Source organism: Pedobacter africanus (assembly GCF_040548825.1).
Lineage (GTDB): Bacteria > Bacteroidota > Bacteroidia > Sphingobacteriales > Sphingobacteriaceae > Pedobacter > Pedobacter africanus_A.
The window spans coordinates 392116-409243 of sequence record NZ_JBEPSL010000002.1; the positions used below are offsets into that span (position 1 = coordinate 392116).

The 17128-nt window shown below is 44.7% G+C and carries 12 protein-coding genes; 2 read left to right on the top strand and 10 right to left on the bottom strand.

Annotated features, from left to right (window positions below; all coding sequences use genetic code 11):
• Positions 1 to 188 precede the first annotated feature (188 nt).
• Complete coding sequence (locus ABIE26_RS11880; RefSeq protein ID WP_310142705.1) at positions 189 to 3215, top strand: glycosyltransferase family 117 protein; 3027 nt, start codon at positions 189 to 191, stop codon at positions 3213 to 3215.
• 351 nt (positions 3216 to 3566) lie between these two features.
• On the opposite strand, the gene ABIE26_RS11885 is transcribed toward ABIE26_RS11880, so the two are convergent.
• The 3 genes from ABIE26_RS11885 to ABIE26_RS11895 form a co-directional block, all read right to left on the bottom strand.
• Positions 3567 to 4529, bottom strand: a complete 963-nt coding sequence (locus tag ABIE26_RS11885) for an acetyl-CoA carboxylase carboxyltransferase subunit alpha (RefSeq protein ID WP_310142703.1) — start codon at positions 4527 to 4529, stop codon at positions 3567 to 3569.
• 99 nt (positions 4530 to 4628) lie between these two features.
• A complete protein-coding gene (pgmB, locus tag ABIE26_RS11890) occupies positions 4629 to 5297 on the bottom strand; it encodes a beta-phosphoglucomutase (protein ID WP_310142701.1) in 669 nt (222 codons plus the stop codon).
• Complete coding sequence (locus tag ABIE26_RS11895) at positions 5298 to 7139, bottom strand: glycoside hydrolase family 13 protein (protein WP_310142699.1); 1842 nt, start codon at positions 7137 to 7139, stop codon at positions 5298 to 5300.
• A 165-nt stretch (positions 7140 to 7304) separates the two neighbouring features.
• Between ABIE26_RS11895 and ABIE26_RS11900 the strand changes: the two genes are divergently transcribed.
• A complete protein-coding gene (locus ABIE26_RS11900) occupies positions 7305 to 8441 on the top strand; it encodes a fatty acid desaturase family protein (protein WP_310142697.1) in 1137 nt (378 codons plus the stop codon).
• Here the strand turns inward: ABIE26_RS11900 and ABIE26_RS11905 are convergent.
• The 7 genes from ABIE26_RS11905 to ABIE26_RS11935 form a co-directional block, all read right to left on the bottom strand.
• On the bottom strand, positions 8416 to 9105 hold the full coding sequence (locus ABIE26_RS11905) for a GDSL-type esterase/lipase family protein (RefSeq protein WP_310142695.1): 690 nt from the start codon (positions 9103 to 9105) through the stop codon (positions 8416 to 8418). The two genes, ABIE26_RS11900 and ABIE26_RS11905, sit on opposite strands and share 26 nt — an antisense overlap.
• A 12-nt stretch (positions 9106 to 9117) precedes the next feature.
• Positions 9118 to 10467 carry a glycerol-3-phosphate transporter gene (gene glpT / locus ABIE26_RS11910; protein WP_310142694.1) on the bottom strand — a complete coding sequence of 450 codons (1350 nt, stop codon included), beginning with the start codon at positions 10465 to 10467 and terminating at the stop codon, positions 9118 to 9120.
• A gap of 43 nt (positions 10468 to 10510) precedes the next feature.
• Positions 10511 to 11413 carry a glycerophosphodiester phosphodiesterase family protein gene (locus ABIE26_RS11915; RefSeq protein ID WP_310142692.1) on the bottom strand — a complete coding sequence of 301 codons (903 nt, stop codon included), beginning with the start codon at positions 11411 to 11413 and terminating at the stop codon, positions 10511 to 10513.
• On the bottom strand, positions 11413 to 12378 hold the full coding sequence (locus ABIE26_RS11920; protein WP_310142689.1) for a DUF6528 family protein: 966 nt from the start codon (positions 12376 to 12378) through the stop codon (positions 11413 to 11415). The genes ABIE26_RS11915 and ABIE26_RS11920 overlap by 1 nt, the downstream gene beginning before the upstream one ends.
• Positions 12379 to 12407: 29 nt before the next feature.
• Positions 12408 to 13820: a calcineurin-like phosphoesterase family protein gene (locus ABIE26_RS11925; RefSeq protein WP_310142686.1), complete on the bottom strand. Its 1413-nt coding sequence runs from the start codon at positions 13818 to 13820 to the stop codon at positions 12408 to 12410.
• Between the two features lie 87 nt (positions 13821 to 13907).
• A complete protein-coding gene (locus ABIE26_RS11930) occupies positions 13908 to 15509 on the bottom strand; it encodes a DUF5689 domain-containing protein (RefSeq protein ID WP_310142683.1) in 1602 nt (533 codons plus the stop codon).
• A 33-nt stretch (positions 15510 to 15542) separates the two neighbouring features.
• Positions 15543 to 17126 carry a SusD/RagB family nutrient-binding outer membrane lipoprotein gene (locus tag ABIE26_RS11935; RefSeq protein WP_310142681.1) on the bottom strand — a complete coding sequence of 528 codons (1584 nt, stop codon included), beginning with the start codon at positions 17124 to 17126 and terminating at the stop codon, positions 15543 to 15545.
• Positions 17127 to 17128 lie beyond the last annotated feature (2 nt).

Consider the following 17128-nt stretch of genomic DNA (forward strand, 5'->3'; position numbering starts at 1 on the left):
GCTCCCAAAAAGTACCTTTTTCCCGAAGAAAGGCAGAACCAGGGCAGAACCAGCGCGGATCAAAGGTACTGGCTGACCTAAATTAAAAATGTTAAACTCCGCTTTACTTTGTGCTATTCTCAATCTTATTCTTTATTTTCGGCAGCATTTTAATCGCCTCAATAACATATTAACTATTCAATAAAGAAATGAATTATTCAAAAATTAATAATCTTACCGGTTGGTTTTGCTTTCTTGTAGCCGCTGTAACTTATATTTTAACACTGGAACCTTCAGTTAGTTTTTGGGATTGCGGTGAGTTCATTGCTTCGGCCTATAAAATGCAGGTCGTTCACCAGCCCGGAGCTCCCCTGTTTCTGATGATCCAAAGGTTCTTTTCTTTATTCGCCTTTGGCGATGCACAAAAAATAGCCTACTTCATGAACGTGGGCTCGGCAATTGCCAGCGCCGCTACCATCCTCTTTTTGTGCTGGACCATTACTGCTCTTGCCAAAAAGATCCTGGTAAAGGGAAATGAGGAAATCAGCAAAGCTAACCTCATCTCTATTATGGGTGCCGGAATTGTAGGTGCATTGGCCTATACCTTTTCAGACAGCTTCTGGTTCTCTGCCGTAGAATCTGAAGTATATGCTCTATCGTCTTTATTCACCGCCATCGTTTTCTGGGCTATATTAAAATGGGAGGCTCATGCAGACGAGCCGGGTTCTGACCGCTGGCTGCTTTTCATTGCCTATATTATGGGCCTGTCTATAGGTATCCACTTATTGAACTTGCTGACCATCCCTGCAATTGCTTTCGTTTATTATTTTAAAAAGACGCAAAAAACGACAACCAGCGGGATCATCAAGACCGGTTTGCTGGGTGTGCTTATCCTTGCGGTGATCCAATATGGAATCATTCAATACCTGGTATCTTTTGGTGCCTATTTCGATCTTTTCTTTGTAAACACTTTAGGGATGGGCTTTGGAACGGGCGTTGTAGTGTTCGCCATCTTATTGATCGGGGGATTGGTATGGGGCATACGTTATTCCATCAAACACCAGAAAAGGATACTGAATATTGCACTCCTTTCTACCGTACTGATCATTTTTGGCTACTGCTCTTTTGCTATGATCATTATCCGTGCAAAGGCCGACCCGAACCTGAACAACAGCGATCCTGATAATGCTTTCTCTTTCCTGAGTTACCTGAACAGGGAACAGTATGGCGACAGGCCCCTGCTTTTCGGGCCAAACTACAACTCTCAGAAAGTTAACCTCAAACAGGGCAAAACCCTTTATAGAAAAGGGGATGAAAAATATGAAGTAGCCGGTAAAAAAACCGATTACGAGTATGACAGAACAACACCTTTCCCTAGGATGTACAGCGATGATGAACGCCACATTGGTTATTACAGGGACCTGATGGGTTTTGATGAAAGTCATTTCCCGAACCTCATCGACAACGTTGGTTTCCTGTTTAAATACCAGGTGGGCCAGATGTACATGCGCTACTTTATGTGGAACTTTGTAGGTCGCCAGAACGACGATCAGGGACAGGGCAGCCTGTATGAAGGCCAGTGGCTGAGTGGGGTAAAACCTATCGACGCCATGATGCTAGGTAATCAGAAAAACCTTCCACCTTCTATAGTAGACAGCAATTCTTACAACCGTTTCTTCTTTTTACCATTGATACTGGGCTTAATAGGTGCCATATGGCAGTTCCAGCGCAACCAGAAAGATGCGGGCATCGTAGCCCTGCTGTTTTTCTTTACCGGCCTGGCCATTGTGTTGTACCTGAACCAGAAACCAATGGAGCCAAGAGAAAGGGATTATGCCTACGCGGGGTCCTTCTATGCCTTTGCCATATGGATAGGGCTTGGTGTCCTCGCCATCAGGGAGTGGCTGTTTAAAAAGCTTACACCTGCAAACGGCGCCATCCTGGCTACAGCAACCGGCTTGCTTGCAGCTCCTGTGCTTATGGCGGCCCAGGGTTGGGACGATCACGACCGTTCGACCAAAATGGTAGCACACGACATTGCAGTCGACTACCTGCAATCCTGCGCACCAAACGCCATTCTGTTTACCTACGGGGATAACGATACTTATCCATTATGGTACGCGCAGGAAGTGGAAAACATCCGTCCGGATATCAGGCTGGTGAACCTAAGTTTATTTGATACCGATTGGTACATCAATGGCATGAAACGTAAACAGAACGAATCTGCACCATTGCCACTTTCGATGAAACCTTCGCAATATGTACAAGGTGTAAGGGATGTGATGTACTACCAGGACGCAAACATTGCCGGGTCGGTAGAACTGAAAGACATCGTAGACATATTGTTATCCGACAATGCTGAAGACAAACTGCCGCTACAGGATGGCAGCAGGGAAAACTTCATTCCTACAAAACACTTTAAACTTACAGTAAACCGTGCCGATGTATTAAAAAATGGTGTGGTGCCTGCTGCAGATTCCAGCAAAATTGCAGCAGTGATGGACTGGACCTTCAACAAAAACTATGTCACCAAGGGTACATTGGCGATGTTTGATATCCTGGTACATAACGACTGGAAAAGGCCTGTTTATTTTGCCAGCACTGTTCCTTCAGATCAGTACAATGGTCTCGACAATTACCTGTACAATGAAGGCCTGGCCCTGCGCCTGCTTCCATTGAAACCAGATACTTCGGCAAACAGAACAGAGCTGATCAATACGCCTGTACTGTATAAAAATGTGATGGATAAATTTGTATGGGGCAACATTAAAAACGCGAAATATCTTGACCCTCAGTCGTCCGACGACATTTCCATCTTTACCAATGTATTTAACAATACCATCTCCGGTCTGATCAAAGAAGGCAGAACAGCAGATGCTAAAAAAGTTGTAAACCGTTATTATGAGGTAATGCCGGAGAAATTCCATGGCATGCGTTCTATGATGGGCGCTTACTTCCTGGCCGAGAACCTTTATCTGCTCAATGAGAACCAAAGGGCAAATGACCTGATTGAAAAGTCGGCAGCATATATTCAGAAAGAACTGACCTACCTGGCAGATGTTTCTGAAAGCAAGCGCAACCTGATTGGCAGCCAGAATGTTCAGCTAGGCTTATCCTTCCTGAACCAGATGGCAAGAACAACTGCACAATACAAGCAGGCAAAACTTAGTGAAAGCCTGAATCGTCAGTTTCAAGGTCTGGAAGGCAGGTTTACCATGTATTTCCCGCAGCAATAAGGGGAAAACTCGAAGCTGTTCTCCGGCTGCATAATTTTAGTTTTTCCTTAACAGAAAAACTAAAAAGACGCGAGGCCGGTTCACAGCATACTCGTTTTCTACTCATAAACGACATTAAAACGCAGGAACAGCATTATATTGTTCAGTATAATTACATACAACAAAAGAGGCCTGAAATTTGAATTTCAGGCCTCTTTTGTTGTATGCGTTATTTTTTATAATGCCCCTATCTGTAAAAGGGTAAAAAATGTTCGTTATTGGTATAAAAAGTAACGAATTTTCTGCTATCCGGCATAGCGTCTTTGCGCTTCTTCAGCGCAATTATGCAGCCGGGCAGCAGAATGCGAGTTACTACTCGTTCACTACGCCCATTGCACAGAATTTGTCGATTCTGGCAGTGATCATCTTTTCGGTTTTTTCTTTCTTTAATACCCTCAGGTCGTCCAGAATCTGTTTCTTTAAAGTCTGTCCCATCAATTCAGGGTTCTGGTGTGCACCTCCCAGGGGTTCTTTAATGATTCCGTCGATCAGTTTGTTTTTGAACATGTCTTCGGAAGTTAATTTCAGACATTCTGCGGCACGTTCTTTATAATCCCAGCTACGCCATAAAATGGAAGAGCATGATTCCGGTGAGATTACCGAATACCAGGTATGCTCCAGCATATAGACCTTATCTCCGATACCTATGCCCAATGCACCACCTGATGCGCCTTCGCCAACAATGAAACATAAGATCGGAACTTTCAAGACCGACATCTCCAGTAAGTTCCTGGCGATTGCCTCTCCTTGTCCACGTTCTTCCGCTTCAAGACCTGGATATGCCCCCATCGTATCAATAAAAGAAATTACAGGCTTATTGAATTTTTCGGCCAGGCGCATTAAGCGCAGTGCTTTTCTATATCCTTCGGGATTGGCCATACCGAAATTCCGGTATTGCCGCTCTTTGGTATTTTTACCTTTCTGGTGACCAATGATCATTACAGTCTGACCATCTATGGTTGCAAAACCGCCAATAATGGCTTTATCGTCCTTTACCGTTCTATCGCCATGCAGTTCAATGAAATCATCGCAGATCATGCCAATGTAATCAAGGGTTTGCGGACGTTCAGGGTGGCGGGACATCTGAACTTTCTGCCAGCCTGTAAGGTTACTATATAAGGTTTGCTGGGTTTTATCCAACTTCTCTTCAAGTTCTGTTAAGGTAGCAGACATATCTACTTTGGTTTTTTCAGCAACTTGTTTAACCTTTTCAATTTGCTGTTCCAATTCAGCAATAGGCTTTTCAAAATCAAATGATGTTTTTATCTGTTCCATAATCGGGCTGTAAAAATAGACATTTTATTTTAAAAACTTTATTTATTTCATCCGTCCAAGGGTTGCTCCTATTCTGAATTGCCGCTGCGATAATCGTCTTTACTTATTTTTCAATGCTTCGATCTCAGCTACGGTAATTTCCGAAAGATCTTTAATGACAATTTGTGCACCTTTCAGGTTTTCAACTTCACCGATACCTACAACCCTCATACCGGCTGCCTTTGCGGCTTGTACACCGGCAAAGGCGTCTTCAAAAACCACACAATCAGCAGTAGCAGCAGCAAGCAATTCAGCGGCTTTTATAAATACCTCGGGGTCGGGCTTTGAGCTGGTTACAGCATTGCCATCCACGATGGCATCAAAAAAATGAGCCAGGCCCGTACGTTCTAGAATGAGCGCCGAGTTTTTACTGGCCGAGCCCAATGCAATTTTAACTCCTTTTTCTTTTAGTTGCTGCAACAGTTCTCCTGAGCCGGGCAACACTTCATCAGTAGTCATTTTACTAATCATCGCAACATACCAGGAGTTTTTCAGGCTGGCCAGTTCTTCGCGTTCAGCATCAGACTTTTGTATTCCGCCCCATTCCAGGATCATATCCAGTGAACGCATGCGGCTTACTCCTTTTAGCTGTTCATTCTGGGCATGTGTAAAATCAAAGCCTAGCGAGTTGGCCAGCTGCTTCCATGCTTCATAGTGGTAAACGGCAGTATCTACCAATACCCCATCCAGGTCAAATATACAGGCTGTTTGTTCTGTAGTCGTATTCATCTAATTCAATTCAAGTACAAGTGTTGTTTTTGCAGGAACGGCAATGATTTTCAGGTTTTCCAGCTTTTGGGAAGTAATGACATTGGTTGCAGCAGAAACATTGGCCATTCTTTCCACAAACCTTGCAGTCGGTAGTTTCTTTGCTTTATCATCTGCGTTTACAATCACCATTACCTGTTTACCTCCATCAGGGAGATATCTGAAATAGGTATATATTCCATCCTCAGGCACATACTGCATCATTTTACCCCTTTGCAGTGCGGGACTGTTTTTACGGTATCTCGCCAGCAGCCTTACAAAATTAAAAGCTTCGTTTTCCAGTGCTGTCCGCCCCGAGGCGGTAAATTTATCTGCTTTATCGCCCGGCCATCCCCCTGGGAAATCCATTCGGACCAGTCCGGGAGGATTATAATGGTTTTTCATCAGGATTTCTGTGCCATAATAGAGTTGCGGGATGCCACGCATGGTGAGCAGCAAGGCAATTCCTGATTTGAATTTACTGATGTCCTCATTTACCATCGAATACAACCGGCTCATGTCATGATTATCCAAAAAGATCACATTACGGTTGGCATCCTGGTAAAGAAAATCCTGGGCAAGCGTGGCATAGAGCCGGAATATCCCATCTGTCCAGCCGGTATTCCCATTTAAAGCCTCATATATTGCGTTCTTAAGCACTGCATCTGTAATGCCTGGCAGTTCGGTATCAAAACCCCGGTTTACGGTATTGCCCCCGGTAAAATAAGCCTGCGCAGCAACAGAATTTACCAGTGTTTCCCCAAAGACAGAAAGTGCCGGAAACTCCGCCTTTATCTTTTGTATCCAGTCTTTCATATACTCCGGGTCGTTATACGGATAGGTATCCAGGCGCAAGCCATCTATTCCCGCATATTCAATCCACCAGATGTTGGTTTGTGTCAGGTAGTTCTGCACAAAAGGGTTCTTCTGATTAAAATCAGGCATAACCGGTACAAACCAGCCATTGAGCATCTTATTTTTATCCGCTTCGGCAGCGTGGGGGTCCATTACCGGTTCATCCCTATAGCTCGTCTGCGTATAGACCGGCCATTGGTTTACCCAGCTTTTCATCGGCATATCACTATAAAGCCAATGCCCTGTACCCATGTGGTTGTGCACAATATCTTTTACAATCTTAAAGCCCTTCTCATGGGCTTTATCTACATATTTTTTATACAGGGCCAGGCTACCATACCGGGGGTCTATTTTATAATGATCTGTTGCTGCGTAACCATGGTATGAAGCCTCGGTCATGTCGTTTTCAATTTCCGGTGTCATCCAGATGGCGGTTACCCCCAGATCTTCCAGGTAGTCCAGCTTGCCGATAAGCCCCTGCAGGTCGCCCCCATGACGATAATACATAGAATCGCGGTTCAGCTTATTTTCACGCATCCCTTTTACAACATCGTTCCCGGGCTCTCCGTTTGCAAAACGGTCGGGCATCAACAGATAGATCAGGTCTTTACTGCTCAGGCCCTGAATGCGGTTGCTTTCACGTTTTTTTAATTCGTAGGTATATTGTAATTTCTTTTTACCCTCCTTGTTAAAAACAATGGGGAATTTTCCCGCTTTTGCATCCCGGTCAATTTCGAGATCCAGAAACAGGTAATTGGGGTTTTCTACTTTATGCACTTTTGCGAGTTTAACCCCGGGATGCTCCAGCTGTACATCCAATGCGGCAATACCAGTACCATGTACCAGCAACTGCAGTTTAGGGTTATTCATCCCCACCCACCAGAACATGGGCTCAATACGCTCCAGCTGTTGCGCTTGTGCCCATTTGCCTAACAGGATAAAAAACAATACAACAAATAGCTTCCTCATGATGAACTGGTTATGCGCTTCCCCCTGGATATTGATGTGCTGCACCTGTTTTTTGGCTAATAAGTGATAAAGACGATCAATACAGGGTAAATATAAAGGAAAATGTGGTACATTAGCAAAACACAAGCAATGGCGGGGCCATCAATTCTGCTGGATAAATAATTTATGACAAAAAAGGTTAAGTTCACAAATGCCGATAAATCGACATTTTATGTGACGGTGCGGAAGAGGGTTGATGCTTATTTTACCGACAATAATATTTCTATCCATGCCAACCCGGCCATGCGGTTCAAAACAGGTTTTTTCCTGACGGGTTTGCTTTCTATTTATTTACTGGTTTTGCTAGGCGGCTTCCATGCTGTAGTGACCGTTTTACTATGCGTATTATTGGGTATGTTTGGGGCCTTTGTTGGTTTTAATGTTTGCCATGATGCCATTCATAAATCCTACTCTGCAAATCCGAGGGTAAACAGGGTGTTTAGTTTTATATTCAACTTAATTGGCGCCAGTCCGTATGTCTGGAACATCTGCCACAACATTGTCCACCATACCTATACCAATATAGCAGGGCATGATGAAGACATAGATGTTGCACCCGGACTGATCAGGTTCTCTGAGTCGGAAACGGTAAACAAACTGCAATCTTACCAGCATTATTATGCCTTTGTATTGTATAGCTTTGCCATGCTCTCCTGGGTATTCAGAAAAGATTACAAGAAATTCTTTCAGAAAAAGGTGGGGGAACACCTCTCCGATCATCCTAGAATTGAGTATTTCAGGTTGTTTTTCTATAAAGCCATTTATTATTTCCTTGTCATCGGACTTCCCCTATTGGTGATGAACATTACCTGGTGGCAATTTCTGATCGGCTTCCTGGTGATGCAGTTTTCGCAAGGACTGGTACTTGGCCTGGTGTTTCAGCTTGCCCATGTAGTTGAAGGCACGAGTTTCCCTTTTCCGAATGAGGAAGGTAATATTGAAGAGGCCTGGGCGGTACACCAGCTGCAGACTACCGCCAACTTTGCCGGGGATTGTAAGATCACAGGTTTCCTTTGCGGAGGATTGAACCGGCAGGTTGAGCATCATCTGTTCCCTAAAATCTGCCACATCCACTATCCTGCCATTGGGGCAATAGTAAAGCAAACCGCAGCCGAATTTAACCTGGATTATATAGAAAGTTCGTCGTTCGGCACAGCCCTGGCTTCCCACTACAGAACGCTAAAAAGGCTGGGCCGGGAGACCTATAGGAAAACCCCGCACATCAACAGGGCTGAGACTATTTCAGGTAGCCTCCTTTTTTGAGTACTTCTGCCCAAACCTGGTAACCTTCGGGTTTAAGGTGCAATCCATCATGCGTAAGTTCCGCTTTCAGGTGGTTCTCGTTGTCGAGGAAATGGGTGTAAAGATCTATTATCGTTACTTTCTTAGCGGCCAGCCTTTTGATTTCTGAGTTGAGCCCTAAGATATGTTCGTCTTTACCGTAATGGTTTTTAAACTTCTGGAAAGCAGCATTCACAGGCAGCAGGGTATAAAAATAGATACTGGTTTTTTTAGACCCGGCCCTGATGCGGCTGATGATACTTTTATAATTCCTGAGGATCAGACTATCTGGTATGTTCCGGGAGATGTCATTGATGCCAATCAATATAAACACTTTCGAAGGCTTACCGGTAATGACCTGGTCCAGACGCTCCAGTACTCCGTAGGTAATGTCGCCCGAAATGCCCCGATTCTTTGCATTGGGTATACCCAATAGTTTTGCCCAGTCGGTACCAGCGGTAATGCTGTTTCCTAAAAACACGATGTCTGTTTTTGTGATTGGATCGGCAGCAAATTTAGCCACCTGCTCTTTGTATTTGCCCGGCCTGAAGGTGGTATCGTATTTAATTTCCTGGGCAAATCCATTCAGGTTCAATAAAAGCAGCAAACAAAAGCAGGTTAGCGACCCGCAGAAAAATCTTTTCATAAACATTTCAAATTATACAGTAGTTGATAAATTACGTTTTTCTCTGTTCCAGGTAAATGCGGTAAAGAATATGGCGAATATACATGCAATTGCGATAGCAATGAAACACGCATCCCAGCCGTAATGGTCTACCAGGCTGCCCAATGCTGCATTGGCCATCAGATCGCCTATAAAATAACCAAATAAGCCCGTCAGCCCTGCCGCTGTACCTGCTGCTTTTTTAGGCACCAGGTCTAAAGCCTGTACTCCAATGAGCATCACCGGCCCGTAAATTAAAAAACCTATACCCCATAAGGATATATTTTGCAGCAGTTGGTTGCCTGAGGGGTTTTTCCAGTAAATGAGTACAAACACAAGCGTAAAGGCCATATAGATAATGGTTACCGGTGCCCTTCTGCCTTTGAAAACCTTGTCGCTCAGTACGCCGCACAATATGGTCCCAGGAATTGCCGCCAGCTCATAAACTGAGGATGCCCAGGCCGCTTGCGTCTGGCTGTAGCCTTTCGCTTCACCTAAAAAGGTTGGTGCCCAGTTCACTATTCCATTTCTTACCAGGTATACAAATGCATTGGCAATGGCTATGTACCAGAGCATCCTGTTGTTGAATACATATTTAAAGAAGATTTCTTTGGCGGTGAATTCCTTTTCCTGACTGGCATCGTAGCTCTTGGGGTAATCGTTGTTGTATTTCTCTATAGGCGGTAACCCACAGGATTGAGGGGTATCCCTCACCAGAAGATAAGCGATGATAGAAAAACCGATGGCGATCATCCCCGGAAAGTACAGTTTGCTCTGCCAGTCCATAAACAGTTCTATGGCCCATATGGTGAGCGGGCCAACCAGAAAGCCACCCACATTATGCGCCAGGTTCCAGATCGACATGGCCGTTCCGCGTTCCCTTACAGAGTACCAGTGTACCACAACCCTGCCACATGGAGGCCAGCCCATGCCCTGAAACCAGCCGTTGATGAACAGCAGGATAAACATAATGGTTATGGACGAAGTGGCAAAGGGGAAAAGGCCCATACATAGCATGGTAAGTGAAGAAAGGATCAGACCGGCCGACAGGAATACCCTTGCGTTACTCCTGTCTGACAGGTTGCCCATTAAAAATTTACTGAAGCCATAGGCGATGGAAAGCGCCGAGAATGCGAAGCCCAGCTGCCCCTTGGTATAACCTTCGTTTTTAATGAGGTCAGGTATCGCAAATGAAAAGTTCTTGCGTACAAAGTAATAGGCTGTATATCCTATAAATATACCGGCAAACACCTGCAGGCGAAGTTTCCAGTAGCTGGAGTTAACTTGTTCCTTAGGCAATAAAGGCCGGTGCGCGGCCGGTGGAGGAAAAATGTTGAAGCCCATGAATTGTATTTGGTTTGGTTAGTTGATGTAATTGGGTTGCCGGTTAATTGAGCAGCAGGTCCGGGTAATCGGAAATGATGCCGTCTACCTTTAGTGCTTTGATGGCCGCAATTTCTTCTTTGGTGTTCACCGTCCATGGAATAACCCTGATCTGTTTTTCATGGCATTGCTTAACCAGATCGGCGTTAACCATTTTATAGGCCGGACTTAAAATAAAGGGCTTAAAGCCCAGATCGTCCAGGTTTTCCTGCAGGCTCTTTTTATTGTCGATCAGAAACGAAGTCCTGATCTGCGGAAATTTTTTATGCAGGATCTGCAATGTCCTTTTGTCGAACGACTGGATCACTACATACGGACTGATCCCTTTTGCTTCAATCACCTCCATCAGCAGCTTTACAAATTGTTCGGGCGCAGGGTTCACGATACCATCTCCTTTTGCACTGCATTTTGTTTCTATGTTGTAGAACATCTGTTTCTTCCCCTTCGAATAAAGCTGTACCTCGTCTATCAGTTCGGAAAGCAGAGGAATATAAGTCTTGATTTTCTTTTGCTGCGGGAAACCCGCATGGGCTTTCGTCCCCAGGTCGAACGTCTTCAGCTGACTGTAGTCCATCTGGTACACCGGGTATTTTTTTGCATCGCTTTTAGGGATTTCCTTTCCATCGGGTGTCAGCATAAATGCCGGGCTCAGGTAATCGTCGTGGGTAACCACTACCTTACCGTCTTTGCTGATGTGGGTATCCATTTCCAGGGTGGTAATGCCCAGGTCGATGGCATGTTTCATGGCAATAATGGTGTTTTCCGGCATCAGCCCCCTGCCGCCGCGGTGCCCTTCGGTACTGAAAGCCGGGAATTCTGCCTTATTGGCCGATGGTTTGTTTTGCATAGTTTTACATCCCCACAGGCCAACCAGTGTTATGCCGGCCATATAGATCATCTTTTTCATCAATTACAGGTTTTAATTTCGTCGTTGGCCGGATAGCTAAATTCGTTTTTTAGCTCCCAGCGTGCTTTATACATTTTAAGGCCAGCCATCTGAAAAATGGTTTTACCGCTCAGGTCCTGCACTTTGTCGTTATACCACTGCTTGTCGGTATCGATACCTTGAAGGGTGACGACAGGGTAACCATTGGGCCCGGAGCTGACACTTTTTATCCTTGGCAGTGCCGAGGCTTCGATTACAGCCTTGGTTTTCATGTCAATTACCCAGGCCTTGGTGCTGGTAGACAGCCAGAGCTCGTCTTTTCCATATACAGGGAAGAGGTCATGGCAACCACTTGCCGGCAAAGTGATGCTTTCCTTTACGCTTAAGTCTGGTGCTTTACAGTTGAAATTGTAGGCATAGGCTATCAGCTTGTTTTTGCTGGCCGACCAGAGCACCTGGCGTTGTTTATCCCACACTACATTGTGTGCATCCTCCATCACCAGTGTTTTTTTATAAACGTTATCAGGAAATGTGCCCAGGTTTACATTGATCAATGTCAGGATATCTCCTGTGCTGGAGGCCGCAACAATATTGCCGTCGGGCAGCACTTCTGCCGAATGCGTATTTCCGCCTACATAGCAATAGAATACTGTGGCTTTGTCGGAAACCCGCACCAGGGCAACACCACCTCCCGAAGCAGTGATGAGTATATACTTCCCATTGTAAACAGGCTTGCCTTCGCTAATGTTACTGAACCAGGCTACATGGGTTGCAGGCACACCGGTTGCGGCTTTCCACTCCCATATCACGGTTTGTGTTTTGAGGTCGATTCGGGCAATCCGGTTTTGCGACTGGTCGATTGCCAGGAGATAGGTCGCTTTGTAATCTACAGCGTCCGGGCTCTGCGGCTCAGGATCTGCTTTTTTTGAGGAGCAGGAACCCGCCCAGAAAGACAGTATGCATAGCAGGTAAACAATTTTCTTCATTTGGTTTAGGTTGAGTTGGGTTTTGGTGATCAGGATTTGGTCGTTACTGCATATTGTTCGCCAAAGCGGTCGGTTGCAACCACTTTAACTTCTTTTACTGCGGGACTGTAATGTGCCATAAACAGGTGGTCCATCAGTTTAGGCTCCGCAAAGGTTCTTCCTGCCGGCAGGGTATCACCTTTGTACAATTGAACAGACAAGGGATCATATCCTTTTTGCTGCTCCAGGGCACCCATTGGTTTGCCATCAAGGAAATACTCTACTTTCCATTCTGGGTCCCAGTTCCATACATTGGCGATCAACCTTTTCTGATTGGTCAGTTCCTCGGTAAACACACTCAATTGTTTGGATTTATCGAAACCGGTAGACTTATAATACCATTTCAATTCATTGCCGTTTACTTCATAAACACCATAGCCCCTCGGCGTTCCGTCGTTACAGATCGGCCCCGTCCACCAGGCACCGCAAACTGTACCATGATTGTGTTCATATATACCATTTGTAATGTTATTGAGGTTATAATGCGTATGACCAGACATGATGTGGACATTTTTATAGCCATCCAGCAGGGCGTAGAAATCGGCATTGTTTTTTACAGCGTTGTGCACAGGAATGTGCAGGCATACAATGACCAATTGGTCTTTCCCCACATGTTTCAGGTCCTGCGCCATCCAGTTTAACTGGTTTTCGCTGATGTAACCATCATAGGAACGCTCTACGCCGAGGTAGCGGACATCATCCAATACAATATAGTGTGCTTTCCCCCGGTTAAAGGAATAATAGGTTGGCCCAAATACTTCTTTAAAGGTTTTATCAGAAGTTTCATCGCCCCCCATCCTGTAGTCCATATCATGATTGCCCAGGGCCTGAAAAAAAGGGATGCCCATTTCGGCTACGGCTTTATTGTAATCGGGGAACAAAGCATGATTGTCCCATACCAGGTCGCCTACGCCTATACCATGAATCAGCGCATCCTGGCCCATTGATTTTACCAGCTGCTGCACATCGGGCACCGCCGTATCCATCATCTGTTTTACATCTTTTCTATTCTTTACCTGCGGATCGGCCCAGATAATGAAATTATGTTTGTTATCATTCCTTTTGAGGGCCTGAAGTTCAAAATCATACTCGTTGCGGCTACCCAGGGTTTCATATTGCCTGGCGATATGGTAATCGGTTTTAAACTCATAACCGGCAGGCGTACTCATAAATATGTTGCTTGCTTTATCGTTGGTATCGATGCTGTAGTTCCCTTTGGCATCGGTTAAAGCCACGGTATAACCATCGGAGATGGCTACATTGGCAATGCCTCTTTTGCCTTCGGTTACACGGCCTTTTATGCTCTTGCTCCGGCTAAGCTGATCAAAAGCATTGGTTTGGAGACTGATAAAAGCGCTTCCTGTGATAACGCCAACGCTTTGTAAAAAGGATCTTCTGTTCATTTGAGTTGGATTTCATTAATAAAATCAAGGAAGCCTGATGGTTCAGGCTTCCTTGATTCGTTTATTTGTGTGATGTCAAAAGAAAAATTAAATCTTTGGTTTTTTAAGACTCGTAGCGTAAACAGTATCTCTCCTCACTTCCTCATTGGTAGCCCTGTCGTACCAGATACGTTCTGTTGGTCCTTCAAGTGCTTCAACCGTAGATGTTTTTTCCAGAAGCAAAACAAAATGTTCGCGTGCTTTTACCCATTTACCCTGCTCCGGGTTATACACACCACTAACCTTATAGAACCACCCCGCATCCGTAGTCTGCGCATAGTTGAAGCACAAAGTGTTCAATCCTTGTGTAAAGAACGGCTGTTCAACAAGTGTCAGCGGATTGATCCTATCGTAAAAGTCACTATTGGCTACGCGGTACCCTGCAGCCGGAGCAACCTGATATAAGGCCCCGCCATTGTTCACCCAAACCACATCTATCGGCACACTGGTCGCAGTAACTGTGGTTCCTTTAAATAAAGCAATGCCATAAGCATTACCGCTGTTTGCCAATAGGTTCGTTGTGGTATTCCCAAAGCCTTCTCCAGCGGAACTGCCGTAATTTCTCGTTTTCACAAAGTTTGCTGTAGTAGAAATATTAGTTGACCCTGTACTATTGATCAATCTGTTCGTACCACCAACGTAGAAATACGTTCCTTTTTTTGCTGTTCCCGAAGTGATGTTAAACTTATAGGTACGTACACCACCGGTAGCCCATCCGTTTAACGGGGCACCTGTAGGCTCTGCAGTACCTGCGTTATTTGAAGTTACCACAGACATCGGGGTAGTTGCAAAGTTGATGTCCTGCGTTGCAAGGAACTGTATGTATTCATTATTTGCATCTGTTCCCTGTGGATCATTGATCCACCCGGAGATCACTGCAGGGGCCACCTCGATTACAGAACTTAAAGCCATCACATCACTTGCTTTGCGCAAACGAACTTCTGGGACAAGCTTGCCGCCGCTGCCTTCCTTGTTAATAACCACTCCGTAATAGTTACCTATAATGGGTAGATTCGTATTGTTTGCAAAAGTTGCTGTAGGAAGTGTGTTTAATACTATGTCTGCAAAACCATCATTTACCAGTTTCTGTCCTGAATAAGTATCTGCAGGCAAAGGAAGCGGATCAAATGTACCTTTTGCAATGGCTACCAATGTACTTTCATATTTTGCTGGATCGGCCAAAATAAAGCTTGCCGGTACACGGTTCGGAGGGATCACATTTCCACTGGAAATTTTAGTGATTTTATCCGCTGTAATACCCATAATCTGCAGCATGCCATTCTCTCTCTTCAACACACCTCCGACAACATGAACGTGAATAGAATCTCCTGAAACATAGTTTTTAGCTGCTGCACCGATAGGTATGGTAATTCCCCGTAGCTCATTCAAACGTCGTTTATCTTGTAATATCAGGTATCCTTCGGGCAAATTACCTCCGGGATGGTCTGATATAACAATTCCCGATATCTGGTCCGAACCAAACATATTGTCCTGCGTCAGGGTCAGATCACTGCCCTTATACAGGTTCCGTAAATCGTACATAGGAATGAAAGCGCTAATCCTGCCACCAGGATAATTGCTCTTTTTACATCCAGCAATGGCAAATGCCAAACCAAGTAAAAAGAATGAGTAAATAAGTATCTTTTTCATTTTAATAACATTATAATTCTTTAAAACTTTAGTTTATGGTTTCTGCCACCAAACCTGGGTCGAGATATGATCCGGCCCCTGTTCGGCCACGGCTAATTTGTAATTGGTTGGGTTAGCAGACTCCACATATACCGGATAGGTCATTCTTGCCGGCATTACCTGGTTATTTTTTAAACCAGATCCTTTTGGCAATACAGGATACCCGGTACGGCGGTACTCGAACCACTGCTGCATATCAACCAGGAACATCGAATAGTATTTCTGCAGGTGGATAGATTGCATTTGCTCCGGCAAAGTGCTTCCGAATAAAATATCGCCGCCAATCAGGTAATCTATAAAGGCCTGGCTGGTAATGGTTACAGCCGGATTTGGCGGTGTATTTAAAGCAGTAGCATTAGGCCAGTTTGGCAGCCACAGGGTGATGTAATTTAAGATACCTGTTTTCCAGAAGTTTTCTGCGCTTCCACTGATCCAGCCTTTGGCGGCACATTCCGCAAGGATAAACTGCACCTCAGAAAAGTTCATAATCATTCCGGTCATCCCGTCGTTTTGTAAAGAAGTAACAGGGATACTGTTCGACAATTGATCATAAGAATAGAAATAGGCGTTTTTTTCAACTCCCTGGCCTGGTATATAACCACTTGGCACACCGGTAAAAGTTCTTGTACCGGGGCTTATACCTAAGCGGCATATGCCATTTACACCGTAAGTCCCCAGGTTGATCAATGGCGAGAACCAGTTTCTTAGAGGATCAATAAAAAAAGAGCAAATCGCCGGGGCCCTGAAATCCTGGGCTCTTACACTTAGCATATAAGGAGAGGTATAAGCTCCTGCACCGGTCCATTTCAGTATGGCCGACTGGGCGTTATTCGTTATCCGGGGATAGTTGGCAGAATTGGTATCTACAATATCCTTGATTTTGGCAATAACCTCTGTAGCTACCTCGGCTTTACCAGAAATACGAAGCAATAACCTCAGGTAAAGCGAATTGCCCAACCTGCGCCATGCAGCGGCTACACCTCCGTAAACCGGATCACTTGAAGCCGCAACAGCAGCACCCGTTTTTAACAACTCGTTTGCTTCTTCCAGTTTCAGAAAAATGTCTGTATAAATTGCTTTTTGTTTGTCAAATTTAGGCTCATAAATGGCGCCGTCCTTAGCTGCATTGGATTCAAAATAAGGCACATCACCATAGGTATCCGTTAACAGAGAATAAGTCCAGGACTGAAGGATCAAAGATATGGCCTTGTAGGTTTTAGCTTCATTTACAGGTATTTTTTCCGTATTTTTATAAACGTCCTTCAGATTTGTCAACTGCAAATACCAGTTGTTCCAGGTAAAATCAGAGGTAGATCTTCTGAAATCATACCTGAATATGGTCTGATCGTCGTCGTTCTGATTTACAGTAACCTGCATCAGTTCGTTATTAAAATTACGGTTACGCTGCATATTTGTACTTAAGATGTTCACCAGTGCAGGAGCCAGCAGTTGACTTGGTAGAGCATCAGGAGCCCCGTTCTTATCAGTATTCAACTCCTCAAAACCATCTTTACAAGATGGGAGCACCATAACGAATGCCGTTAAGATCCCAATAATTTTATATGTTAATTTTTTCATTG

What these genes read in the sequence shown, in the direction of transcription:
- ABIE26_RS11880 (WP_310142705.1), top strand. Translation starts at nt 189, where the DNA reads ATGAATTATTCAAAAATTAATAATCTTACCGGTTGGTTTTGCTTTCTT.
- ABIE26_RS11885 (WP_310142703.1), bottom strand. Translation starts at nt 4,529, where the DNA reads ATGGAACAGATAAAAACATCATTTGATTTTGAAAAGCCTATTGCTGAA.
- pgmB (WP_310142701.1), bottom strand. Translation starts at nt 5,297, where the DNA reads ATGAATACGACTACAGAACAAACAGCCTGTATATTTGACCTGGATGGG.
- ABIE26_RS11895 (WP_310142699.1), bottom strand. Translation starts at nt 7,139, where the DNA reads ATGAGGAAGCTATTTGTTGTATTGTTTTTTATCCTGTTAGGCAAATGG.
- ABIE26_RS11900 (WP_310142697.1), top strand. Translation starts at nt 7,305, where the DNA reads ATGACAAAAAAGGTTAAGTTCACAAATGCCGATAAATCGACATTTTAT.
- ABIE26_RS11905 (WP_310142695.1), bottom strand. Translation starts at nt 9,105, where the DNA reads ATGAAAAGATTTTTCTGCGGGTCGCTAACCTGCTTTTGTTTGCTGCTT.
- glpT (WP_310142694.1), bottom strand. Translation starts at nt 10,467, where the DNA reads ATGGGCTTCAACATTTTTCCTCCACCGGCCGCGCACCGGCCTTTATTG.
- ABIE26_RS11915 (WP_310142692.1), bottom strand. Translation starts at nt 11,413, where the DNA reads ATGAAAAAGATGATCTATATGGCCGGCATAACACTGGTTGGCCTGTGG.
- ABIE26_RS11920 (WP_310142689.1), bottom strand. Translation starts at nt 12,378, where the DNA reads ATGAAGAAAATTGTTTACCTGCTATGCATACTGTCTTTCTGGGCGGGT.
- ABIE26_RS11925 (WP_310142686.1), bottom strand. Translation starts at nt 13,820, where the DNA reads ATGAACAGAAGATCCTTTTTACAAAGCGTTGGCGTTATCACAGGAAGC.
- ABIE26_RS11930 (WP_310142683.1), bottom strand. Translation starts at nt 15,509, where the DNA reads ATGAAAAAGATACTTATTTACTCATTCTTTTTACTTGGTTTGGCATTT.
- ABIE26_RS11935 (WP_310142681.1), bottom strand. Translation starts at nt 17,126, where the DNA reads ATGAAAAAATTAACATATAAAATTATTGGGATCTTAACGGCATTCGTT.